The organism is Cupriavidus sp. 94F1, assembly GCF_057798875.1.
The window spans coordinates 223,934-245,314 of sequence record NZ_JBYOJT010000003.1 but is presented as its reverse complement, the minus strand read 5'-3'; the positions used below and the strand labels follow the sequence as shown (position 1 = coordinate 245,314).

The 21,381-nt window shown below is 66.1% G+C and carries 20 protein-coding genes; 17 read left to right on the top strand and 3 right to left on the bottom strand.

The annotated features are described in order from the left end of the window. Window positions 1-139: 139 nt before the first annotated feature. From AC3FJ6_RS08870 to AC3FJ6_RS08850, 5 genes are all read left to right on the top strand, one after another. Window positions 140-1,204, top strand: coding sequence for a homocysteine S-methyltransferase family protein (locus tag AC3FJ6_RS08870; RefSeq protein ID WP_488771546.1), 1,065 nt, complete (start codon window positions 140-142; stop codon window positions 1,202-1,204). A gap of 37 nt (window positions 1,205-1,241) precedes the next feature. After that, a complete protein-coding gene (gene metH / locus AC3FJ6_RS08865) occupies window positions 1,242-3,989 on the top strand; it encodes a methionine synthase (RefSeq protein WP_488771545.1) in 2,748 nt (915 codons plus the stop codon). A gap of 328 nt (window positions 3,990-4,317) precedes the next feature. Continuing rightward, window positions 4,318-4,707 (top strand): hypothetical protein, encoded by a 390-nt coding sequence (locus AC3FJ6_RS08860; protein WP_488771544.1) that lies wholly within the window; start codon window positions 4,318-4,320, stop codon window positions 4,705-4,707. Between the two features lie 310 nt (window positions 4,708-5,017). Continuing rightward, window positions 5,018-5,650 (top strand): response regulator, encoded by a 633-nt coding sequence (locus tag AC3FJ6_RS08855; RefSeq protein WP_061956399.1) that lies wholly within the window; start codon window positions 5,018-5,020, stop codon window positions 5,648-5,650. Between the two features lie 70 nt (window positions 5,651-5,720). Continuing rightward, window positions 5,721-6,128, top strand: coding sequence for a response regulator (locus AC3FJ6_RS08850; protein ID WP_153946153.1), 408 nt, complete (start codon window positions 5,721-5,723; stop codon window positions 6,126-6,128). 72 nt (window positions 6,129-6,200) lie between these two features. Here AC3FJ6_RS08850 and AC3FJ6_RS08845 read toward each other — a convergent pair whose 3' ends face one another. Then, window positions 6,201-7,592 (bottom strand): sensor histidine kinase, encoded by a 1,392-nt coding sequence (locus tag AC3FJ6_RS08845; RefSeq protein ID WP_488771543.1) that lies wholly within the window; start codon window positions 7,590-7,592, stop codon window positions 6,201-6,203. Window positions 7,593-7,873: 281 nt separating this feature from the next. On the opposite strand from AC3FJ6_RS08845, the gene AC3FJ6_RS08840 reads away from it, so the two are divergent. Both AC3FJ6_RS08840 and AC3FJ6_RS08835 read left to right on the top strand, forming a co-directional pair. Further along, entirely contained in the window at window positions 7,874-8,038 is a 165-nt protein-coding gene (locus AC3FJ6_RS08840; RefSeq protein WP_153946447.1) for a DUF1328 domain-containing protein, read from the top strand. 72 nt (window positions 8,039-8,110) lie between these two features. After that, window positions 8,111-8,530: a hypothetical protein gene (locus AC3FJ6_RS08835; protein ID WP_488771542.1), complete on the top strand. Its 420-nt coding sequence runs from the start codon at window positions 8,111-8,113 to the stop codon at window positions 8,528-8,530. 322 nt (window positions 8,531-8,852) lie between these two features. On the opposite strand, the gene AC3FJ6_RS08830 is transcribed toward AC3FJ6_RS08835, so the two are convergent. Continuing rightward, window positions 8,853-9,173 carry a DUF1840 domain-containing protein gene (locus AC3FJ6_RS08830; protein ID WP_153946150.1) on the bottom strand — a complete coding sequence of 107 codons (321 nt, stop codon included), beginning with the start codon at window positions 9,171-9,173 and terminating at the stop codon, window positions 8,853-8,855. Between the two features lie 186 nt (window positions 9,174-9,359). Between AC3FJ6_RS08830 and argS the strand changes: the two genes are divergently transcribed. The 5 genes from argS (at window position 9,360) to AC3FJ6_RS08805 (ending at window position 14,481) form a co-directional block, all read left to right on the top strand. Further along, window positions 9,360-11,180: an arginine--tRNA ligase gene (gene argS / locus AC3FJ6_RS08825; RefSeq protein ID WP_488771541.1), complete on the top strand. Its 1,821-nt coding sequence runs from the start codon at window positions 9,360-9,362 to the stop codon at window positions 11,178-11,180. Between the two features lie 54 nt (window positions 11,181-11,234). Then, window positions 11,235-11,972, top strand: coding sequence for an SPOR domain-containing protein (locus AC3FJ6_RS08820; protein WP_488771540.1), 738 nt, complete (start codon window positions 11,235-11,237; stop codon window positions 11,970-11,972). A 114-nt stretch (window positions 11,973-12,086) separates the two neighbouring features. After that, window positions 12,087-12,725, top strand: coding sequence for a thiol:disulfide interchange protein DsbA/DsbL (locus tag AC3FJ6_RS08815; RefSeq protein ID WP_488771539.1), 639 nt, complete (start codon window positions 12,087-12,089; stop codon window positions 12,723-12,725). Between the two features lie 131 nt (window positions 12,726-12,856). Further along, window positions 12,857-13,654 carry an SDR family oxidoreductase gene (locus AC3FJ6_RS08810; protein ID WP_488771538.1) on the top strand — a complete coding sequence of 266 codons (798 nt, stop codon included), beginning with the start codon at window positions 12,857-12,859 and terminating at the stop codon, window positions 13,652-13,654. Further along, window positions 13,654-14,481 carry a helical backbone metal receptor gene (locus AC3FJ6_RS08805; RefSeq protein ID WP_488771851.1) on the top strand — a complete coding sequence of 276 codons (828 nt, stop codon included), beginning with the start codon at window positions 13,654-13,656 and terminating at the stop codon, window positions 14,479-14,481. Before AC3FJ6_RS08810 ends, AC3FJ6_RS08805 begins: the two co-directional genes overlap by 1 nt. Here AC3FJ6_RS08805 and AC3FJ6_RS08800 read toward each other — a convergent pair. Beyond that, window positions 14,478-15,554 (bottom strand): MBL fold metallo-hydrolase, encoded by a 1,077-nt coding sequence (locus AC3FJ6_RS08800; RefSeq protein ID WP_488771537.1) that lies wholly within the window; start codon window positions 15,552-15,554, stop codon window positions 14,478-14,480. The two genes, AC3FJ6_RS08805 and AC3FJ6_RS08800, sit on opposite strands and share 4 nt — an antisense overlap. A gap of 176 nt (window positions 15,555-15,730) precedes the next feature. Between AC3FJ6_RS08800 and AC3FJ6_RS08795 the strand changes: the two genes are divergently transcribed. The 5 genes from AC3FJ6_RS08795 to AC3FJ6_RS08775 all read left to right on the top strand — a co-directional run bounded on the left by AC3FJ6_RS08795 (window position 15,731) and on the right by AC3FJ6_RS08775 (window position 21,343). Continuing rightward, the gene (locus AC3FJ6_RS08795) at window positions 15,731-16,156 is read left to right on the top strand and encodes a MerR family transcriptional regulator (protein ID WP_400392429.1); all 426 of its coding nucleotides are present in this window, start codon (window positions 15,731-15,733) and stop codon (window positions 16,154-16,156) included. 167 nt (window positions 16,157-16,323) lie between these two features. After that, entirely contained in the window at window positions 16,324-17,505 is a 1,182-nt protein-coding gene (locus tag AC3FJ6_RS08790; protein WP_153946144.1) for an isovaleryl-CoA dehydrogenase, read from the top strand. A gap of 125 nt (window positions 17,506-17,630) precedes the next feature. Next, window positions 17,631-19,442, top strand: a complete 1,812-nt coding sequence (gene aceK, locus AC3FJ6_RS08785) for a bifunctional isocitrate dehydrogenase kinase/phosphatase (protein WP_488771536.1) — start codon at window positions 17,631-17,633, stop codon at window positions 19,440-19,442. Then, on the top strand, window positions 19,439-20,110 hold the full coding sequence (can, locus tag AC3FJ6_RS08780; protein WP_092600310.1) for a carbonate dehydratase: 672 nt from the start codon (window positions 19,439-19,441) through the stop codon (window positions 20,108-20,110). The genes aceK and can overlap by 4 nt, the downstream gene beginning before the upstream one ends. 42 nt (window positions 20,111-20,152) lie before the next feature. Then, window positions 20,153-21,343: an acetyl-CoA C-acetyltransferase gene (locus AC3FJ6_RS08775; protein WP_488771535.1), complete on the top strand. Its 1,191-nt coding sequence runs from the start codon at window positions 20,153-20,155 to the stop codon at window positions 21,341-21,343. Window positions 21,344-21,381: the final 38 nt, after the last annotated feature.

The following is a 21,381-nucleotide window of genomic DNA, read 5'->3' as shown; positions in this document are numbered from 1 at the left end:
GACAACCGCGCCGGGCGCAGCGGGCCGGGGCCGGGCGCCCGCCCGCAATCCCTTGATCTACCTGATAAAATCGCCCTCTTGCCCAAATTTGCGCATTCGGCCCGACGGCCGGGCGCGCGCATCACGACCAGGCCCCACCATGAGCGCAGTCCATTCCGCCCCCCGCCCCTATACCCGGGCCGCCAGCCTGCCCCGGCTGCTGCGTGAACGCATCCTGATTCTCGACGGCGCCATGGGCACGATGATCCAGCGCTACAAGCTGGGCGAGGCCGAGTACCGTGGCACGCGTTTCGCCGACCATCCGGTCGATGTGAAGGGCAACAATGAACTGCTGCTGCTGACGCGTCCGCAGGTCATCAGCGAGATCCACGAGCAGTACCTGGCCGCCGGCGCCGACCTGATCGAGACCAATACCTTCGGTGCCACCGGCGTGGCGCAGGAAGACTACAAGATGGCGTCGCTGGCGTACGAGATGAACGTCGAGGCGGCCCGCCTGGCGCGCGCTGCCTGCGACAAGTACAGCACGCCCGAGAAGCCGCGCTTCGTGGCCGGCGCATTCGGCCCGACGCCGAAGACGGCCAGCATCAGCCCCGACGTCAACGACCCCGGCGCGCGCAATATCACCTTCGAGGAACTGCGCGATTCGTATTACGAACAGGGCAAGGCGCTGCTCGAAGGCGGCGCCGATGTGTTCCTGGTCGAGACGATCTTCGACACGCTGAATGCCAAGGCCGCGCTGTTCGCGATCGACCAGCTGTTCGAGGACACCGGCGAGCGCGTGCCCGTGATGATCTCGGGCACCGTGACCGACGCATCGGGCCGCATCCTGTCGGGCCAGACCGTGGAAGCGTTCTGGAACAGCCTGCGCCATGCCAGGCCGGTCACGTTCGGCCTGAACTGCGCGCTGGGCGCCACGCTGATGCGCCCGTACATCGCCGAACTGGCCAAGGTGTGCGACGCCGCGGTGTCGTGCTATCCGAACGCCGGCCTGCCGAATCCGATGAGCGACACGGGCTTCGACGAAACGCCCGATGTCACGTCCGCGCTGGTGGAGGAATTCGCCGCCTCGGGCCTGGTGAACCTGGTGGGCGGCTGCTGCGGCACCACGCCCGATCACATCGCCGCCATCGCCCGCCGCGTGGCCGACAAGACGCCGCGTGCCTGGCCGGGCCAGTATCGCGAAGACGCCGAACACGCCGCCTGAACACATCGTACGCACCGAGCATTAGAGAAGACACATCATGAGCCAGAGCAAGCTGCCCCCGCGTCCGATGCGCCTGTCCGGCCTGGAGCCGTTCCTGATCGATGACGACACGCTGTTCGTCAACGTCGGCGAGCGCACCAACGTCACCGGTTCCAAGGCATTCGCCCGCATGATCCTGAACGGCCAGTTCGACGAGGCGCTGGCCGTGGCCCGCCAGCAGGTCGAGAACGGCGCGCAGATCATCGACATCAACATGGACGAGGCGATGCTCGATTCCAGGGCGGCGATGGTCCGGTTCCTGAACCTGATCGCGTCGGAGCCGGACATCGCGCGCGTGCCGATCATGATCGATTCGTCGAAGTGGGACGTGATCGAGGCCGGCCTGCAGTGCGTGCAGGGCAAGGCCGTGGTGAACTCGATCTCGCTCAAGGAAGGCGAGGAGCAGTTCCGCCACCACGCCACGCTGATCCGTCGCTATGGCGCCGCCAGCGTGGTGATGGCCTTCGACGAAAAGGGCCAGGCCGACACCTTCGAACGCAAGACCGAGATCTGCAAGCGCAGCTACGACGTGCTGGTGAACGAGGTGGGATTCCCGCCCGAGGACATCATCTTCGACCCGAACATCTTCGCGGTGGCCACGGGTATCGAGGAACACAACAACTACGCGGTGGACTTCATCGAAGCCACGCGCTGGATCAAGCAGAACCTGCCCTATGCCAAGGTGAGCGGCGGCGTGTCGAACGTGTCGTTCTCGTTCCGCGGCAATGACACGGTGCGCGAGGCCATCCACACCGTGTTCCTGTACCACGCGATCGAAGCGGGCATGGACATGGGCATCGTCAACGCCGGCCAGCTTGGCGTGTACGACCAGCTGGACCCGGAACTGCGCGAGCGCGTGGAAGACGTCGTGCTGAACCGCCGCGACGACGCCACCGACCGTCTGCTGGAGATTGCCGACCGCTTCAAGGGCGGCGGCCAGAAGAAGGAAGAGAACCTGGCCTGGCGCGGCACGCCCGAGGCGCCGGTGCCCGTGGGCGAGCGTCTGGCCCATGCGCTGGTGCACGGCATCACCACGTTCATCGTCGAGGACACCGAGGAAGTGCGCCAGCAGGTGGCGGCGCGCGGCGGCCGGCCGATCGAGGTGATCGAGGGCCCGCTGATGGACGGCATGAACATCGTCGGCGACCTGTTCGGCGCGGGCAAGATGTTCCTGCCGCAGGTGGTCAAGAGCGCCCGCGTGATGAAGCAGGCCGTGGCGCACCTGCTGCCGTTCATCGAGGAAGAAAAGCGCCTGCTGGCCGAGGCCGGCGGCGACGTGCGCGCGCGCGGCAAGATCGTGATCGCCACCGTGAAGGGCGACGTGCACGACATCGGCAAGAACATCGTGTCGGTGGTGCTCCAGTGCAACAACTTCGAAGTGGTGAACATGGGCGTGATGGTGCCGTGCAACGAGATCCTGGCGCGGGCCAAGGTCGAGGGTGCGGACATCGTCGGCCTGTCAGGGCTGATCACGCCGTCGCTCGAGGAAATGGCCTACGTGGCCTCGGAGATGCAGCGCGACGACTACTTCCGCGTGAAGAAGATTCCGCTGCTGATCGGCGGCGCCACCACGTCACGCGTGCACACGGCAGTCAAGATCGCGCCGAACTACGAGGGCCCGGTGGTCTACGTGCCGGATGCCTCGCGCTCGGTCAGCGTGGCGTCGAGCCTGCTGTCCGACGAGGGCGCGGCGAAGTACCTGGACGACCTGAAGTCCGACTACGACCGCATCCGCGCCCAGCACGCCAACAGAAAGGCCACGCCGATGGTGTCGCTGGCCGAGGCGCGCGCCAACAAGACGCCGCTGGACTGGAGCAGCTATGTGCCGCCGAAGCCGAAGTTCATCGGCCGGCGGGTATTCCGCAACTACGACCTGTCCGAGCTGGCCAATTTCATCGACTGGGGCCCGTTCTTCCAGACATGGGACCTGGCCGGCAAATTCCCGGACATCCTCAATGACGAGATCGTCGGGGAGTCGGCGCGCCGCGTGTATTCGGACGGCAAGAGCATGCTGGCCCGCCTGATCCAGGGCCGCTGGCTGACCGCCAACGGCGTGATGGCGCTGCTGCCGGCCAACACCGTCAATGACGACGACATCGAGATCTACACGGACGAGTCGCGCAGCAAGGTGGCACTGACCTGGCACAACCTGCGCCAGCAGAGCGAACGCCCGGTGGTGGACGGCGTGCGCCGTCCGAACCGCTGCCTGGCCGACTTCGTCGCGCCGAAGTCGAGCGGCGTGGCGGACTACATCGGCGTGTTCGCGGTCACGGCGGGCATTGGCGTGGACAAGAAGGAGGCGCAGTTCGAAGCCGACCACGACGACTACAGCGCGATCATGCTCAAGGCGCTGGCCGACCGGCTGGCCGAGGCCTTTGCCGAATGCCTGCACCAGCGCGTGCGGACCGACCTCTGGGGCTACGACGCCGCCGAGACGCTGAACAACGACCAGCTGATCGCCGAGGCGTATCGCGGCATCCGCCCGGCGCCCGGCTATCCGGCCTGCCCTGAGCACACGGTCAAGGCGCCGATGTTCGAATTGCTGGACGCCGCCGAGATCGGCATGGGCATTACCGAGTCGCTGGCCATGACGCCGGCCGCGTCGGTGAGCGGTTTCTACCTGTCGCACCCGGACTCGACGTACTTCAGCGTCGGCAAGATTGGCCAGGACCAGCTGGACGACATGGTGGCGCGTCGCGGCGAAGACCGTACGACGCTGGAACGCGCGCTCGCGCCGAACCTGTAAGCCGCTTCGCTGCAGCTGTAAGCAGTTGCAATGACCGGGGCGCCGCGTAACAGCGGCGCCCCGGTTTTTTTATGGCCCGCGCCCGCTGCCGATAACACTGCGACGGCCGTTGAAACATAAGGAAAATACGATGAAATCGTTGGCCGGCCGGCGTGCAGGGCGATCGGCAGGCAATGTTTGCAATGTCTTCACGACTGCTTACAGAAGCTGACAAGTGCTCACACCCGGCCCGGGCCGGCTCCATAGACTGGAACCCAGTTCACGTGACACCGCGTGAATGCCGCAGCGAATGTTTCGCTGCGGAGCATTCAGTAAAGGAGTCTCTCCCATGAAGAAGCTGCTGATCTCCCTGTCCGCCCTGTCGATTGCTGCCGCCTCGTCGTTTGCGATGGCCCAAGGCACTGGTGCCTCGGTTGGCACCCAAGCGGGCGTCGGCGCCTCCGTGAACGCCCCCTCGCAGAATGCCAGCCCGAATGCCGGGCTGAATGCCGGCGGCGCGGCCGGTGGCGCGGTGACCCCGGCCAGCCCGAGTTCGGCGGACCCGGGCAGCAAGGCCGGCCTGGGTGCGAAGTCGGGCGCCGACACCTCGCTGTCGTCGACCCCGACCGACAAGGAAAACAAGGGCAAGCACACCGGCCACGCCAAGGCCAAGTCGAAGAAGGGTGACCTGGGCGCCAATGCCGGAGCCGGCGCGGACGCCGGCACCAAGATCCAGTAAGCGCCGGACGGGATGCGGGCGGGCCCCTCCAGACCGCCCCATCCCGGCAGTATGCAAATGGACTGACGGACGCCTTCGGGCGTCCGTCTTGCATTTGGGAGAGCGTCACGTGGCAAGCGTCGCACTGCAGCATTTTCCGGCCGCCTGCGCCGGCGCGCGGCGCGGCGCGGCCCGGGTTGCGGATGTCGCCGTGGCGCGTCATGTCAGCCTGACACCGACATATTCGGCGTCGCGCCGGCACTACAATGCAGGAAACCGGCCCGGGCCGTGCTTCGGCAGGCGGGCCGCCCCCCTCACCGTGGAGACACCGATGATCCGCGTCTTGATCGCCGACGATCATGAGATCGTGCGTGCCGGTCTGCGCCAGTTCATTTCAGAGGAACCCGACATCAAGGTGACGGGCGAAGCCGCCAGCGGCGACGAAGTGATGGCGCAGTTGCGCGACAGCGAGTTCGACGTACTCGTACTCGATATTTCCATGCCGGACCGAAACGGCATCGATGTGCTGAAGCTGATCCGGCAGCGGTTGCCCAACCTGCCGGTGCTGATCCTGTCCACCTATCCCGAAGACCAGTACGCGATCAACCTGATCCGTGCCGGCGCGTCGGGCTACCTGACCAAGGAATCGGCGCCGGACGACCTGGTGAAGGCCATCCGCACGGTGGCCCAGGGCCGCCGCTACGTGAGCCCCACCGTGGCGGACCTGCTGATCGGCGGGCTCGACAAGCCGACCGAACAGCCGGTGCACCAGACGCTTTCCGAGCGCGAATTCCAGATCTTCTGCAAGCTGTCACGCGGCCAGTCGGTCTCGGTGATCGCCGACGAACTGTTCCTGAGCGTGAAAACCGTGAGCACCTACCGCTCCCGCATCCTGGAGAAGATGGGCATGAAGACCAATGCCGACCTGACCTACTACGCCATCAAGAACGGGCTCGTGGAATAGGGCGGACCTTGGATTTCTCGTGCCAGAACCGTTGATCGTCCATTTCTTCGCCTGACAGGTGCCAAGCGCCATGCCGGAGCAAGCCACGGCCTCCCCGAACCGTTCGCTGCGGGTCCTCCTGATCGAGGACTCCGAAGTCTTGCGGGGCATGCTGCTGGAATATCTGACGGCCTTTCCGTTCGTCGAGTCGGTGGACTGGGCCGATACCGAAAGCGGGGCGGTGAAGCTGGCCACCCATGGCCGGTACGATGTGTCGATCGTCGACCTGCAACTGCGCCAGGGCAACGGCATCAACGTGCTGCGCGAAATGCAGAAGGCCGGCCTGTCCGGCATCCGCATCGTCTACACCAACCATGCGCAGGTGTCGATGTACCGCCGTCAATGCACCGAGGCCGGCGCCGACTATTTCTTCGACAAGTCGCTCGAACTGGAACAGGTGTTCCGCGTGATCGAGGACTACGCGACCTCCGCCTCCTAGCTTGCACTTGTGGATGGCCGTTTGACGAAGCGGGCCCACGCCCACGGCTTGTGATCCGCCCTGGCCGGGCGCTCAGATTTCGGTGGTCTCTTCCGGCGGCGCCAGGATCGACGTGGTCAGCGGCACCTCGACGCGGATCGATACCCCCTGGCCAGGCGCCGAATCGATATGCATCGTGCCGCCGAGCGCCAGCACCCGCTGTTCCATCCCCAGTAGCCCATGATGGCCGGCGGTACTGCCCGCGTCGAAATCGGGCGGCAGGCCGCGGCCGTTGTCGCGGATCGTCAGCGTCAGTTGCTGCGGCGTGCAGGCCAGCGACACGGAGATATGCCGCGCCTCGGCGTACTTGCTGGCGTTGTTCAGCGATTCCTGCACGATCCGGTACAGCGCGATGGCCGCGTTGTCGCGCAGCGGCGGCAGCGACTCGGGCAGGTCGACATGGGTTTCCCACTGGTTGCGGGTGCCCACGTCTTCCACCTGCTGCACGATGGCCTCGCGCAGCCCCAGGTTCAGCAGCACCGTGGGCCGCAGGTCCTCGATCAGCCGGCGCTTGATCTGGATGGCCTGGTCGGCATGCTGCATCACGCGCGTGATCTTGTCGCGCGCCTCGGGGTGTGTCTGCTGCACCCGCATCTTCACCCAGTGCAGGTCGAGCTTGATGGCGGTCAGGATGGCGCCCAGTTCGTCGTGCAGTTCGCGCGACAGCCGTGTCTTTTCTTCCTCGGTCACGCGCTGCAGGTGGGCCGCCAGCGCCGACAGCTGGCGCGTGCGCGCGCGCACCTTGCGATCCAGTCGCGCGCTTTCCTCTTCCAGTTGTTCGCGCGCCGCCTCGGCCATCGTCATGCGGCGCTGATGGCCCATGCCCACGGCCACCAGCAGCAGGATGTTGATGGCCGTCAGCAGCCCGATGCCGTAGCGCGACAATTGCAGGTCGTGCTCGGCGGCTTCGAGGTTGTGGGTGACCGTGCCCGATTCGCGCACCTGCAGGTGTTCCAGGCCGCGCCGCGCGCTTTCCATGGTTTGCTTGCCGAAGTCGGTGCGAATCATGTCCAGCGCCACATCGACGTCGCGCTTGCCGTAGACCAGCGTCAGCGCCATCTCGTTGAGCTTGCGCGTGACAAACTGCGACGCCTCGCCGAACTGGCGCAGCCCTTCGGGATCATTGGCGTAGTGCTGGCGGATGCGCGACATCAGTTCGCTGATATGGGGCAGCGCCTTGTAGTACGGGTCCAGGTAGCTTTCCTTGCCGGTCAGCAGGTATCCGCGCTGGCCGGCCTCGGCGTTGACCAGTTCGGCGATCAGCTCGCCCAGGTCGCTTTGCAGCTGCTGCGAGCGGATGGCTTCGGTGTAGCCCTCGCGCAGGCGCAGGTTGCCGGTCTCCGACGCAATCAGCACGGCCAGTGTCAGCACGATGCCGCCGGCGAGCAGCAGGGTGTTTCTCAGGAGTAGGGAATGCTTGGCCATCGGAGGTTGCTGGTGGATGCGCCGCCGCGCCGGGGCGGAAGAGCGGCCATGGAATCACATCGCCATGGTGCGGTCAATCGTACCGGGGCGGCTGGCGTACCGCATCCGGCGCGAAGCGGCGCGCGCTGTAGGACTTGGCTGACATCTGAATCGGTCTCGAATCGGTGTGCGGTCCAAGGGTGGAACCCTACGATGAGGCTATGAGCTTGCGCACCGTGGCGCAAGCCGAACGCAGCACCGGCCGCCAGGCGGGTGTGCTCGCTAACCTCGGGAGACTGGTCATGCTGTACTACGCACTCGTCTTTTTCATTGTCGCCCTGGTGGCGGCGCTTTTCGGCTTTGGTGGTATTGCTGCCGGCGCGGTGGAAATCGCGAAGATCCTGTTCTTTATCTTCCTGGTCGTGGCGCTGGTCGCCGCGGTAATGGGGCTGGTGCGTCGACGGTAAGCGCAGCAGCACGCGTTGCCTGACCGGGGGACCGGCGGGCAACTCCGCCAGGGACTGGACATAGGAGGACCCATGCTCACGCAGAATCCAAAGATCCGCAAGGAAATCAATCATTTGCAGGACAGCGCCGATTCGGCTGTGCGTCAGATCCGGAGTGCCGCGCGTGATACCCGCGATGCGGTTGGGCCGGTGTCGGGCGAGGTCAAGGCGCTGATCGCGCAACTGCAGCAAACGATCGACGTGCTGGCGCACGAAGGCTCCGCCGAAGGCATGGCCGCTGGCCGTCGCCTGCGGGCCCGCGCGCAGGAGCTGAGCGGTCGCGTTCGCGATCGCAGCCTCGACGGCATGCACTGGGCACGCGATCAGGTGGATGTGGCCGTCGACCACGGCCGGCAGCGCGTGGTGGATTCGCCACTGAAGGCGGTCGGCGTGGCCGCGCTGGTCGGCGCCTGTATCGGCCTGCTGCTGGCCGGCCGGCGCAACGGCGAATAGATCACCGGCGGCTGGCGGCCCAGGTCGCCGGCGCCCCAGGGATACGCAGGTAGAACAAGACGTTCAAGGGTCTCTCCCCCTTACCCCTGCAGCAACCCCCTTTCCGGATATATCCCTGATCCGGGACGCCCGGGCACCAAGCGGTGTCCGGGTTCTTTTTTTGCGCGCCACGCATCGATGGCGACAACCTTTCAGTTTGCTTTCTGCGGGGCGGCGAATCGGGGCGGGCGGCGCGGACGGGTCGCCGTTCGGAGGCGCGCACCGGCGTCGCGCATGGCGCGCCGGTGGGGTAACGATCAGCCCGGAGGCAGGCGATGCGGGCTCAGACGCCCCACATCACGTCGGAGCCTTCCTTCTGCGACAGGCGCAGCATGTCCAGGAACGGGTAGGCGCGCTGCCCCAGGTGCAGGGGCTCTTCTTCCCGGTCGTCTTCCGGGCCAGGGTGTATCGTGGTGTCGGCCGGGTGGACCTTCCTGGCGTCCTGGACGGCGGCTTCCAGCTTGCGGATCGCCGCCGGCAGTTCCTCGGTCGTGATCACCCCACGTTCGCCCAGATGCTTGCCAATGATGCCAAGCAGCGTGATGGCAAGATCCTTCATCATGATCAGGTCTTGCGCCGCGTGGGATTTGAAGGTGATCAGCATGATGTTTCCTTTCACGAGTGGCGACATGGGTGGCGCGGGGCGCAGAGGTCGTCGCATGATGTCAGCATAGCACCTGATAAAATTCCGCGTTTCCCGATTTCCACTGCCGGCGCGCGGGGCGGGGCCTTCACTTTTTGGCCCGCCCGAGCCCCGGCGGCATTTCCGCTTTCGAAGGCCCAGACATCCATGCTGCCTGTTCAGACCTCCCAACTCGCCGCCGCATTCACCGATGCCGTACGCGCGCTCGCCCCGGCCGACGCCGCCCTGCCCGCGGTCACGTTCGAGCGCCCCAAGCAGGCGGCTCACGGCGATCTGGCGTGCAACATCGCCATGCAGGTGGCCAAGGCGCTGAAGACCAACCCGCGCGAACTGGCGCAGAAGGTGGTGGACGCGGTTGCCGCAGATCCGCGCGCATCGGCGCTGGTGGCGGGGCTTGAGATCGCCGGTCCCGGCTTCATCAACCTGCGCCTGAGCCCGGCGGCCCGCGCCGAGGTGCTGCGCGCGGTGCTGAGCGACGGTGACCGCTACGGGGCCCGTCCGGCTGGCGAGCATGGCCAGGTGCTGGTGGAGTTCGTGTCGGCCAACCCGACCGGCCCGCTGCACGTCGGCCACGGCCGCCAGGCCGCGCTGGGCGACGCGCTGGCCAACCTGCTGGCCTGGCAGGGGTGGAAGGTCCATCGCGAGTTCTATTACAACGACGCCGGCGTGCAGATCCACACCCTGGCGGTGTCGGTCCAGGCACGGGCGCGCGGCCTGAAGCCGGGCGACGCCGGCTGGCCCGAATCGGCCTACAACGGCGACTACATCGCCGACATCGCCGCCGACTTCCTGGCCGGCAAGACGGTCTCGGCATCGGACGGCGAGCCGGTGACGGCGTCGGGCAACGTCGAGGATCTGGAGTCGATCCGCAAGTTTGCCGTGACCTACCTGCGCAACGAGCAGGACATCGACCTGCAGGCGTTCGGCGTGAAGTTCGACCGCTACTACCTGGAATCGTCGCTGTATAGCGACGGCCGCGTGGAAGCCGCCGTGCAGTCGCTGATCGGCCGCGGCAAGACGTACGAGAGCGAAGGCGCGCTGTGGCTGCGCACGACCGACGACGGCGACGACAAGGACCGCGTCATGAAGAAGAGCGACGGCACCTATACGTACTTCGTGCCGGACGTGGCCTACCACACCACCAAGTGGGAGCGCGGCTTCGCCAAGGTCATCAACGTGCAGGGCAGCGACCACCACGGCACCATCGCCCGCGTGCGCGCCGGCCTGCAGGGCCTGGATATCGGCATCCCGCAGGGCTACCCCGACTACGTGCTGCACAAGATGGTCACCGTGATGAAGAACGGCGAGGAGGTGAAGATCTCCAAGCGCGCCGGCTCGTACGTGACCGTGCGCGACCTGATCGAGTGGAGCAACGGCGGTGACGAGACCATCCGCGGCTGCCTGGAAGCCGGCGTGGCCGACTGGCCGGCACACTTCACGCGCGGGCGCGACGCCGTGCGCTTCTTCCTGCTGTCGCGCAAGGCCGACACCGAATTCGTGTTCGACGTGGACCTGGCGCTGAAGCAGAACGACGAGAACCCGGTGTACTACGTGCAGTACGCCCACGCGCGCATCTGCTCGATCTTCGAGGCCTGGGGCGGCGCCGACTGGCAGGCGCGCCTGCCGGAACTGGCCAGCGTGGACCTGGCGGCCGTGACCGCCGCCGACGTGAGCCCGCAGGCTATCGCGCTGGGCCGCCGCCTGGCCGAGTTCCCGGACATGCTGGCCGCCGCCGCCAGCGAACTGGCGCCGCACGCCGTGGCGTTCTACCTGCGCGACCTGGCGGGCGACTTCCACGCGTTCTACAACGCCGACCGCGTGCTGGTGGACGATGAAACGGTCAAGCGCGCCCGCCTGGCGCTGCTGGCCGCCACCCGGCAGGTGCTCAAGAACGGCCTGGCCGTCATCGGCGTATCGGCGCCGCAACGGATGGACCGTGCCCCCGAGCAGGAAACGCCCGCGGCCTGAACTGCGCGTCATCGGACTGGCTCTATAATCCCCGGCAACACCGAAGAGGACTCCATGCAACACAATGCAAAGCGCGCCCCGCGCGCCGTCCGCCATCGCCAGACGCAGCGTGGCGGCACGTTCCTGGGCCTGGTGCTCGGGCTGATCGTCGGCCTGGCCATTGCCGTGGTCATCGCGCTGTACATCACCAAGTCGCCCGCGCCGTTCAAGGGCAACGGCAACAGCGGCCCGGCGCCGCGTCCGACCGAGCCCGGCAACGTGGCCAGCACGCTGCCCAACCCGACCCAGCAGGCGCAACAGGCCCAGCCGGGCGCCGAGCCGGCCGATCCGAACAAGCCGCTGTGGAGCAAGACGCCCGCCAAGCCGGTGGGCCAGCCCGAACAGCCGGCCGCACAGGCGCCCGTGGCCCCCAGCCGTCCGGCCGAGGCGCCGGCCAGCAATGGCGCGGTGGCCAGCAAGCCGGCCGAGAAGCCGGCGGAAAAGCCCGCCGCGCGTCCGGCCGAAAAGCCGGTGGCCGACCCCATCGCCGAGATTGCCCAGGCCGATGCCAACAAGGTGGGCTACCTGCTGCAGGTGGGCGCGTTCCGCTCCCAGGACGACGCCGACCGCCAGAAGGCCAACCTGGCCATGCAGGGCTTCGAGGCCAAGGTGACCGACCGCGACGTCAACGGCGTCAAGATGTACCGCGTCCGCCTGGGGCCGTTCAACCGGATCGAAGACATGAACCGTGCGCGCGACCGCCTGCAGTCGGCCGGCTTCGACGCTTCGGTGATCCGTTTCACGAAGCAGTAATCCGGCGAAATATTCTGTCCGGGGCGGGCTGGCGCGAACCATGTGCCGCCGCTCCGGTCTTAGACGCTATCCCATCGCTCGTCGAGCACGTTCAACCCGTAAGGCCCTTCTGACATGAAGAAAATCGCCGCACTGATCGCCACCGCTGCCGCCGTAGGTGGCCTGCTGATGTCCGCGCCCGCCGCCATGGCCGCGCCGACCGAAGGCAAGGACTACACGGTTCTGAAAGCCCCGCAGCCGGTGCCGGCTGGCAAGATCGAGGTGACCGAGTTCTTCTGGTACGGCTGCCCGCACTGCTACGATTTCGAGCCCGAGCTGGAAGCCTGGGTCAAGAAGCAGGGCAAGGACGTGGTGTTCAAGCGCGTGCCGGTGGCCTTCCGCGACGACCTGTTGCCGCATACGAAGATTTTCTATGCGCTGGAATCGCTGGGCAAGGTCGATGCCATGCACACCAAGGTGTTCGACGCCATCCACAAGCAGCGCAAGCGCCTGCTGACCGCCGATGAAATCGCCGATTTCATGGCCGCCAACGGCATCGACCGCAAGCAGTGGCTGGACACTTACAACTCGTTCTCTGTGACCACCAACGCGCAGCGCGCCAACAAGATCGCCGACGCCTACAAGATCGATGGCGTGCCGACCGTGGTGGTGCAGGGCAAGTACGAGACCTCGCCGTCGATCGCCGGCACCAAGTCCGCGGCCGTCCAGGCGATGGACTTCCTGGTCACCGGCGTGCGCGACAAGAAGCTCTGATCGACCGCCGTCCCGGCCGGATCGACACCAACAGCCCGGTGCAGCCGATGCACCGGGCTGTTTTGCTTCTGGCGCTTCCGGCACCTTGACGCGCCGGCCTCTCGACGGCCACCCGCGCTATATTCCCACCCATGAACCCCCAGAAAATCTTCCTGACCGGCGCGTCCAGCGGCATTGGCCAGGCCCTGGCGCGAGCCTATGCCGAACAGGGCGCGACGCTTGGCCTGGTGGGCCGACGTGAGGACGCGCTTCGCGCCTTTGCCGCCAGCCTGCCCGATCCCGCCGCCGTGCGCATCTACGCCGTCGATGTCCGCGACGCCGACGCCATGAACGCGGCGGCGTCCGACTTCCTGGCCAATGTCGGATGCCCCGACGTGGTCGTCGCCAACGCCGGTGTCTCGGTGGGCACCGTCGCCAGCGAGCGCGAAGACCTGGAAGTCTTCCGCACGGTGATGGATACCAACTGGTTTGGCACGCTGACCACATTTCAGCCATTTCTGGCGCCGATGCGCGGGCAGCCGGTCGGGCCGGACGGCTGGCGCGGCACGCTGGTCGGCATTGCCAGCGTGGCGGGTGTGCGCGGCCTGCCGGGGGGCGGCGCGTACAGCGCATCGAAATCGGCCGTGATCAAGCTGCTGGAAAGCTTGCGGCTGGAACAGTCGCGCGAGCGGATTCGCGTGGTAACGATTGCGCCGGGCTACATCCGTACGCCGATGACCGCGCATAACCCGTACAAGATGCCGTTCCTGATGGACGCCGACGTGTTTGCGCGCAAGGCCCTGCGCAAGATCGGCGCCGGTACGCGATTTGCGGTGATTCCGTGGCAGATGGGCGTGGTGGCGTCGCTGCTGCACGTGATGCCGCGCTGGCTCTACGACGCGCTGTTTCGGCGCGCGCCGCGCAAGCCGCGGCAGTCCAGGCGCGCATGATGTGGACCGATGCGGTTGGCCAGTCTCACGGCCCGGCCGAAGGCGCCGTGCGCATCGCGTCGCTGGTGCCGTCCATCACCGAATTGCTGTTCGACCTGGGGCTGGCTGACCAGATCGTGGCGCGCACCGGGTTCTGCGTCCATCCGGAACCGGCAGTCCGCGCGGTGGCGAAGGTGGGCGGCACCAAGGACGTCAAGCTCGACCGCCTGCGCGCGCTGGCGCCGACGCATGTGATCGTCAATATCGACGAGAACCGGCGCGAGACCGTGGACGATATCCGAAGCTTCGTGCCGCACGTGATCGTCACCCATCCGTGCCGGCCGGCGGACAACTTCGCGCTTTACGCGCTGCTGGGCGGCATCTTCGGGCGGCAGGCCGAGGCGGACCGGCTGGCGGCCGACCTGCGGGCCGGGCTCGATGCATTGCGCAGCCGGTCATGGCCCGCGCGGCGGGTGCTCTATGCCATCTGGCAGGACCCGTGGATGACGGTGTCGCGCGATACCTATATCAGCCAGATGCTGGCGCTGGTGAACTGGGCCACCTGGCCGGACGCCACGCCGCAGGTGTGTGTCGATGGCGATTGCAGCCGGCCCAACGCGGCTGGCGACCGGTATCCGACCTTCCGCTGGAGCGATGCGCTGGTGCGCGACCTGGACGCCGTGCTGCTGTCCACCGAGCCGTACCGCTTCACCGAGGACCACGCCGATGCGCTGGAGCGGCAGATCGGCAAGCCGGTGCTGTTGGTGGATGGCGAGATGCTGTCGTGGTACGGCAGCCGCGCCGTGGCCGGCGCGCGCTACCTGAAGACGCTGGCGGAAGGGTTCTAGGCCTTCGTAAAGCGGACGACGCCGTCGTCGCCCACCTGCCGCACCAGTTCGCCGCGATGCCACAGCGCGTGCAGGTGCGCCAGCGCCTCGCCCATCGCGAATGTCAGCTGGTGGATGTCGAACTGGCGGCGGAAGATCACGCCGACGATGTCGTGCGCGTTGCACGGTTTCTCGGCGCAGGCGGCCAGGGTCTCGGCCAGGCGGTCGACATGGTGTTCGCGCAGTTGCTGGATCCGCGTGTGGAGATTGCGGAACGGCCGGCCGTGCGACGGCAGGATCAGCACGTCTTCGGGCAGGTCAAGGTACTTGCCCAGTGAATCGACATAGAGCTGCAGCGGATTGGCCTCGGGCTCCATGTCGAACACGCTGACATTCGTCGAAATACGAGGCAGCACCATATCGCCCGAGATCAGCACGTGGGTGGCCGCGTTGTACAGCGCCACATGTTCGGGGGCGTGGCCGTAGCCGGTGATCACGCGCCACGATGCGCTGGCCGGATCGGCGCCGATCTGGACGGTGTCGCCATCCATCAGGCGGCGGTACTGGGTCGGCAGGTCCGGCACCAGCGACGGGTAGTAGCTCTTGCGGCCACGCAGCTTTTCGAGATTGTCGGGGTCGGTCAGTCCGTGGCGCGCGAAGTGGCTGGCCGCGAAGTCGCCGCCGGCATTGGAACCGACACCCGAGCCGCCTGCCATCACGCGGGCCGACATGTAGTCGCCCAGGCTCATCCACAGCCGCACATCCCACCGCTTGCAGATCCAGTGCGCCAGGCCGACGTGGTCAGGGTGGCAGTGCGTAACCAGCACCCGCAGCACCGGCAGGCCTTCCAGCTCATTGGCGAAGATGGTTTCCCAGTGCGCCTGGATGGTGTCGTTGGTGATACCGCAATCGACGATGGTCCAGCCGTCGCGGCCGTCGATGCGGTCCCGCAGCAGCCACAGGTTGATGTGATCCAGCGCGAAGGGCAGCGGCATGCGCAGCCAGTACACGCCCGGCGCGACTTCCTGGCGCGTGCCGGGTTCGGGCATGGTGTCGCCAAACGGATATTGGAGCTGATGTTCGATTGCGTTCATGGGGTTTGTCTCGTCGATAGCGGCGTGCTCGGCGGGCACGCTCTTGTTCGGATTGTCATGCGCGACAGTTGACGCTAACGTTAACGTCAATTCGCAAGCCATGCACGTCATCTTAGACGAAAAAGTTGATGATGCAACGAATCCGCGAACGACCGTTCATTTTTGCAGGACGCCATATGTCGGCTCAGCCATCTTCCGCCACCTACACGATTACCGATCTTGCGCGCGAATTCGAAGTGACGCCGCGCGCGATCCGCTTCTACGAGGACCAGGGCCTGCTGTCGCCGGACCGGGAAGGCCCCAGCGGCCGCAAACGCGTCTACAACGGCCGCGAACGCACGCGCCTGAAGCTCACGCTGCGCGGCAAGAGGCTAGGGCTTACTCTCAATGAAATCCGCGAAATTCTGGACCTCTACGAGTCGCCGCGTGACACCGCCCCGCAGCTTGAACGCTTCCTGCACCTGCTGGCCCAGCATCGCGGCACGCTGGAGCGGCAGCTCGACGACCTCCAGGCCCAGCTGGCCGAGATCGACCAGCACGAACGCCAGTGCAAGGCGCTACTGGCGGCACACCATGACACGGGCCACACCCACACGGCCTGATCCCGCCGCGAAGCCGACACTTCGTGGCAACGCCAATTGACGTTTACGTAAACGTCAATAAAATAGCTCCCGACAGCCCGATACCGAACCCTGCGCCGACCGCGACCGTACTGGCGACAGAACCGGCGACAGAGACAGACCCAGCGACAGAACCAGGAGACCACACCATGACCGAACTTCCCGGCCTCAAATTCGACCTTGGCGAAGACATCGAAATGCTGCGCGAATCGGTGCGTAGCTGGGCCCAGGCCGAACTGGCGCCGCGCGCTGGCGAGATCGACCGGACCGACCAGTTTCCCATGGACGCCTGGAAGAAGATGGGCGACCTGGGCGTGCTGGGCATCACCGTGGCCGAGGAGTACGGCGGCGCCAACATGGGCTACCTGGCCCATATGATCGCGATGGAGGAAATCAGCCGCGCGTCGGCATCGGTGGGCCTGTCGTACGGCGCCCACTCGAACCTGTGCGTGAACCAGATCCACCGCAATGGCACGGCCGCGCAGAAGGCAAAGTACCTGCCCAGGCTGGTGTCGGGCGAATGGATTGGCGCGCTGGCCATGAGCGAGCCGAACGCCGGGTCCGACGTGGTCAGCATGAAGCTGCGCGCCGACTTCAAGGGCGACCGCTTCGTGCTGAACGGCACCAAGATGTGGATCACCAACGGCCCGGACTGCGACGTGCTGGTGGTCTACGCCAAGACGGAGCCCGACCTGGGCGCGCGCGGCATGACCGCCTTCATCGTCGAAAAGGGCATGAAGGGGTTCTCGGTGGCGCAGAAGCTCGACAAGCTCGGCATGCGCGGGTCGCACACCGGCGAACTGGTGTTCCAGGACGTGGAGGTGCCGGTGGAGAACATCCTCGGGGCTGAAAACGGCGGCGCCAAGGTGCTGATGAGCGGGCTGGACTACGAGCGCGCGGTGCTGTCGGGCGGGCCCGTCGGCATCATGCAGGCCTGCATGGACGTGGTCACGCCGTATATCCACGACCGCAAGCAGTTCGGCCAGAGCATCGGCGAATTCCAGCTAATCCAGGGCAAGGTGGCCGACATGTACACGACGCTGCAGGCCGCCCGCAGCTACCTGTACACGGTGGGCAAGAACCTGGACGCCCTGGGCACCGACCACGTGCGCCAGGTGCGCAAGGACTGCGCGGCCGTCATCCTGTACACGGCCGAGAAGGCGACCTGGATGGCCGGCGAATCGGTGCAGATCCTGGGCGGCAACGGCTATATCAACGAATATCCGGTGGGCCGCCTGTGGCGCGATGCCAAGCTGTACGAGATCGGCGCGGGTACATCGGAAATCCGCCGCATGCTGATTGGGCGCGAACTGTTCGCGGAGACGATGTAAACCGCGGTAGAACGCAGAAAGTGCTTCATAAGGCGTTCGTGGATGCCCCCCCGGGGGACGCACCCGAACGCCGTTACAATTTCGACTGCCAGCCGTCTCTCGCGCCCGTCCGGAACCTTCGCGTCATGTCCCACTTCCCCAAGCTGCTCGCCTCGCAGATTGCCTACGATGTGGCGCGGACCCTGCTTGACGGATTCGACAAGCACTACCGGCTGTACCGCGAGGCCGGCGTCACGGCCAAGGCGCGTTTCGAGGCCCGCGACTGGCACGGCCTGCAGGCGCTGCAGCGCGACCGCATCGCGTTCTACAACGACCGGGTGCACGAGGCCGTGGTGACGCTGCAGGATGAATACGACGCCGAGCAACTCGACGACGACATCTGGCAGCAGGTCAAGCTGCACTACATCGGCCTGCTGACCAACCACCACCAGCCCGAACTGGCCGAGACGTTCTTCAACTCGGTCTGCACGCGCATCCTGCACCGGTCGTACTTCAACAACGACTTCATCTTCGTGCGTCCGGCCGTCTCCACCGAGTACATCGAAAACGAGGAATCGCCCACCCGGCCGACCTACCGGGCCTACTACCCGGGCAGCCGCGAGGGCATGGCCGCCTGCTTCGAGCGGATCGTCCACAATTTCCAGCTCGATACGCCGTTCGAGGACCTGAAGCGCGACGTCGGCTATGTCCTGCGCGCGCTCGACGAGCATGCCGGCGAATTCCGCGTGGCGCCGAATTTCCAGGTGCATACGCTGTCGTCGCTGTTCTTCCGCAACAAGACTGCGTTCATCATCGGCCGGGTGCTGAATGGCGACCAGACCTATCCGATGGCGATTCCGGTGATCCACGGGCCGTCCGGCAAGCTGGTCCTCGACACCGTGCTGCTGCGCCCGGAACAGCTGCTGGTGCTGTTCTCGTTCGCGCATGCCTATTTCCTGGTCGACATGGAAATCCCGTCGGCCTACGTGACCTTCCTGGCCGACCTGCTGCCGCGCAAGTCGCGCGCCGAGATCTACACGTCGCTGGGCCTGCAGAAGCAAGGCAAGAACCTGTTCTACCGCGACTTCCTGCACCATCTGCAGCATTCGTCGGACAAGTTCGTCGTGGCGCCCGGCATCCAGGGGCTGGTGATGCTGGTGTTCACGCTGCCGTCGTTCCCCTATGTGTTCAAGGTGATTCGTGATGCATTTCCGCCGCCCAAGGAAACCACGCGCGCGCTCGTGAAATCGAAGTACCAGCTCGTGAAGCAGCACGACCGCGTGGGCCGCATGGCGGATACGCTCGAATACTCGAACGTGGCGTTCCCGCTGTCGCGCTTTGACGATGCGCTGCTGCGCGAGCTGACCCGGCACGTGCCGTCGATGCTCGAATACCAGCGCAGCACCGACGGCAGCGACGAAATCGTGGTGCGCCACCTGTATATCGAACGGCGCATGACCCCGCTGAACATCTGGCTGCAGGAAGGCACCAACGCCCAGGTGGACCACGGCATCCGCGAGTATGGCGACGCCATCAAGGAGTTGATCGCCGCGAACATCTTCCCGGGCGACATGCTCTACAAGAACTTCGGCGTCACCCGGCACGGCCGCGTGGTGTTCTACGACTACGACGAAATCGAGTACCTGACCGACTGCAATATCCGCCGCGTGCCCGAGCCGCGCAACGAGGAAGAGGAAATGTCCGGCGAGGTGTGGTACACCGTACATCCGCACGACATCTTCCCGGAGACCTATCGCACGTTCCTGCTGGGGGACCCGCGCGTGCGGGCCGCGTTCCTGCGGCACCATTCCGACTTCTTTGACGCTGCCATGTGGCAGCAACACAAGGACCGGCTGCTGGCCGGCCATGTACATGACTTCTTTGCCTATCCACAACAAGAACGCTTCATCCATCGCTACGGCGCAGCAACAACCGACGACGCAAGGAGGGCAGCATGAGTGATGCCATCGCCCAATTGTTCCGCAACAATCGCGAGTGGGTTGATCGCGTCAACGCGGAAGACCCCACATTCTTCACGCGCCTGGCCAACCAGCAGGCGCCCGAATACCTGTGGATCGGCTGCTCCGATTCACGCGTGCCCGCCAACCAGATCCTGGGCCTGGCACCGGGCGAGGTGTTCGTACATCGCAATATCGCCAATGTGATCTCGCACAGCGACCTGAATGCGCTGTCGGTGATCCAGTTCGCCGTGGAAGTGCTGAAGGTGCGCCACATCACCGTGGTGGGCCACTATGGCTGCGGCGGCGTGAAGGTGGCGCTCAAGCGCGAGCGCGTAGGCCTGTGCGACAACTGGCTGCGCCACGTGCAGGACGTGGCCGACAAGCATTCGGCCTACCTGGGCACCGTGCTGCGCGAGGACGATGCCCACACGCGCCTGTGCGAGCTCAACGTGATCGAGCAGGTCAACAACATCTGCCAGACCACCGTGCTGCAGGACGCCTGGGACCGGGGCCAGCAGGTGACGGTGCACGGCTGGATCTACGGCGTGTCCGACGGCCTGCTGCGCGACCTGGGCATGGCCGCCAGCAGCAACGAGGAACTGCAGACGCAGATTGCCGCGGCCCTGCAGCAATACGGCGATCCGCCACAAGCATCGATTCGCTGAATTACTACGACTGAAGCCTACCTGCTTCGAGGAGACACAGACATGCAACACCCGAACGACCCGATCGTCATCGTTTCCGCGGCGCGCACCCCGATGGGTGCGTTCCAGAGCGAACTGAGCAGTCTGACCGCGCCGCAGCTTGGCGCGGCCGCCATCCGCGCGGCGGTGGAGCGGGCCGGTATCAAGCCGGAGCAGGTGCAGGAAGTGGTGTTCGGCTGCGTGCTGCCGGCCGGGCAGGGGCAGGCGCCGGCCCGCCAGGCCGCGCTGGGCGCGGGTCTGCCGCTGGACGTCGCCTGTACCACGGTCAACAAGATGTGCGGCTCGGGCATGCGCGCGGCCATGTCGGTCTACGACGGCCTGCTGGCCGGCTCGTTCGACATCGCCGTGGCCGGCGGCATGGAAAGCATGACCAACGCGCCGTACCTGATTCCGAAGGGCCGGGGCGGCTATCGCATCGGCCACGGCATGATCTACGACCACATGATGCTGGACGGGCTCGAAGACGCCTACGACAAGGGCCGCGCCATGGGTACCTTCGGCGAGGACTGTGCCGCCAAGTACCAGTTCACGCGCGAGCAGCAGGATGCCTTCGCGATGGAATCGGTGCGCCGCGCCCAGCGTGCCACCGAGGGCGGCGATTTCCGCTGGGAGATCACCCCGGTCACGGTGTCGGGCAAGGGCGGCGACACGGTCATCGATACCGACGAAGGCCCGCGCCGCATCAAGGTGGACAAGATTCCGTCGCTGAAGCCGGCCTTTGCCAGGGACGGCACGATCACCGCCGCCTCGTCTTCGTCGATCAACGATGGCGCCGCCGCGCTGGTGATGATGCGCGAATCCACCGCGAAGCAGCAGGGCCTGGTGCCGGTCGCGCGCATGCTGGGCCATACCTCGCACGCACAGGCGCCGGGCTGGTTCACGACCGCGCCGGTGGAGGCCATCGCCAAGCTGTACCGCAAGCTGGACTGGACCACCGACAGCGTGGACTTGTTCGAGATCAACGAAGCGTTCGCCGTCGTACCGATGGCTGCCATGCACGACCTCAAGATTCCGCATGACAAGGTCAATATCCATGGCGGGGCCTGCGCATTGGGCCATCCGATCGGCGCCTCGGGCGCGCGCATCATGACCACGCTGATCGGCGCGCTGCGCAAGACCGGCGGCAAGCGCGGCGTGGCCAGCCTGTGCATCGGCGGGGGCGAGGCCACGGCCGTCGGCATCGAAATCGTCTGATCGACACACGCCACAGCAAACGACAACGAGAAGGAGTC

Bases quoted from the DNA above. Each gene is read 5' to 3' on its own strand.
- AC3FJ6_RS08870 (WP_488771546.1), top strand. From the start codon at position 140: ATGAGCGCAGTCCATTCCGCCCCCCGCCCCTATACCCGGGCCGCCAGC.
- metH (WP_488771545.1), top strand. From the start codon at position 1,242: ATGAGCCAGAGCAAGCTGCCCCCGCGTCCGATGCGCCTGTCCGGCCTG.
- AC3FJ6_RS08860 (WP_488771544.1), top strand. From the start codon at position 4,318: ATGAAGAAGCTGCTGATCTCCCTGTCCGCCCTGTCGATTGCTGCCGCC.
- AC3FJ6_RS08855 (WP_061956399.1), top strand. From the start codon at position 5,018: ATGATCCGCGTCTTGATCGCCGACGATCATGAGATCGTGCGTGCCGGT.
- AC3FJ6_RS08850 (WP_153946153.1), top strand. From the start codon at position 5,721: ATGCCGGAGCAAGCCACGGCCTCCCCGAACCGTTCGCTGCGGGTCCTC.
- AC3FJ6_RS08845 (WP_488771543.1), bottom strand. From the start codon at position 7,592: ATGGCCAAGCATTCCCTACTCCTGAGAAACACCCTGCTGCTCGCCGGC.
- AC3FJ6_RS08840 (WP_153946447.1), top strand. From the start codon at position 7,874: ATGCTGTACTACGCACTCGTCTTTTTCATTGTCGCCCTGGTGGCGGCG.
- AC3FJ6_RS08835 (WP_488771542.1), top strand. From the start codon at position 8,111: ATGCTCACGCAGAATCCAAAGATCCGCAAGGAAATCAATCATTTGCAG.
- AC3FJ6_RS08830 (WP_153946150.1), bottom strand. From the start codon at position 9,173: ATGCTGATCACCTTCAAATCCCACGCGGCGCAAGACCTGATCATGATG.
- argS (WP_488771541.1), top strand. From the start codon at position 9,360: ATGCTGCCTGTTCAGACCTCCCAACTCGCCGCCGCATTCACCGATGCC.
- AC3FJ6_RS08820 (WP_488771540.1), top strand. From the start codon at position 11,235: ATGCAACACAATGCAAAGCGCGCCCCGCGCGCCGTCCGCCATCGCCAG.
- AC3FJ6_RS08815 (WP_488771539.1), top strand. From the start codon at position 12,087: ATGAAGAAAATCGCCGCACTGATCGCCACCGCTGCCGCCGTAGGTGGC.
- AC3FJ6_RS08810 (WP_488771538.1), top strand. From the start codon at position 12,857: ATGAACCCCCAGAAAATCTTCCTGACCGGCGCGTCCAGCGGCATTGGC.
- AC3FJ6_RS08805 (WP_488771851.1), top strand. From the start codon at position 13,654: ATGTGGACCGATGCGGTTGGCCAGTCTCACGGCCCGGCCGAAGGCGCC.
- AC3FJ6_RS08800 (WP_488771537.1), bottom strand. From the start codon at position 15,554: ATGAACGCAATCGAACATCAGCTCCAATATCCGTTTGGCGACACCATG.
- AC3FJ6_RS08795 (WP_400392429.1), top strand. From the start codon at position 15,731: ATGTCGGCTCAGCCATCTTCCGCCACCTACACGATTACCGATCTTGCG.
- AC3FJ6_RS08790 (WP_153946144.1), top strand. From the start codon at position 16,324: ATGACCGAACTTCCCGGCCTCAAATTCGACCTTGGCGAAGACATCGAA.
- aceK (WP_488771536.1), top strand. From the start codon at position 17,631: ATGTCCCACTTCCCCAAGCTGCTCGCCTCGCAGATTGCCTACGATGTG.
- can (WP_092600310.1), top strand. From the start codon at position 19,439: ATGAGTGATGCCATCGCCCAATTGTTCCGCAACAATCGCGAGTGGGTT.
- AC3FJ6_RS08775 (WP_488771535.1), top strand. From the start codon at position 20,153: ATGCAACACCCGAACGACCCGATCGTCATCGTTTCCGCGGCGCGCACC.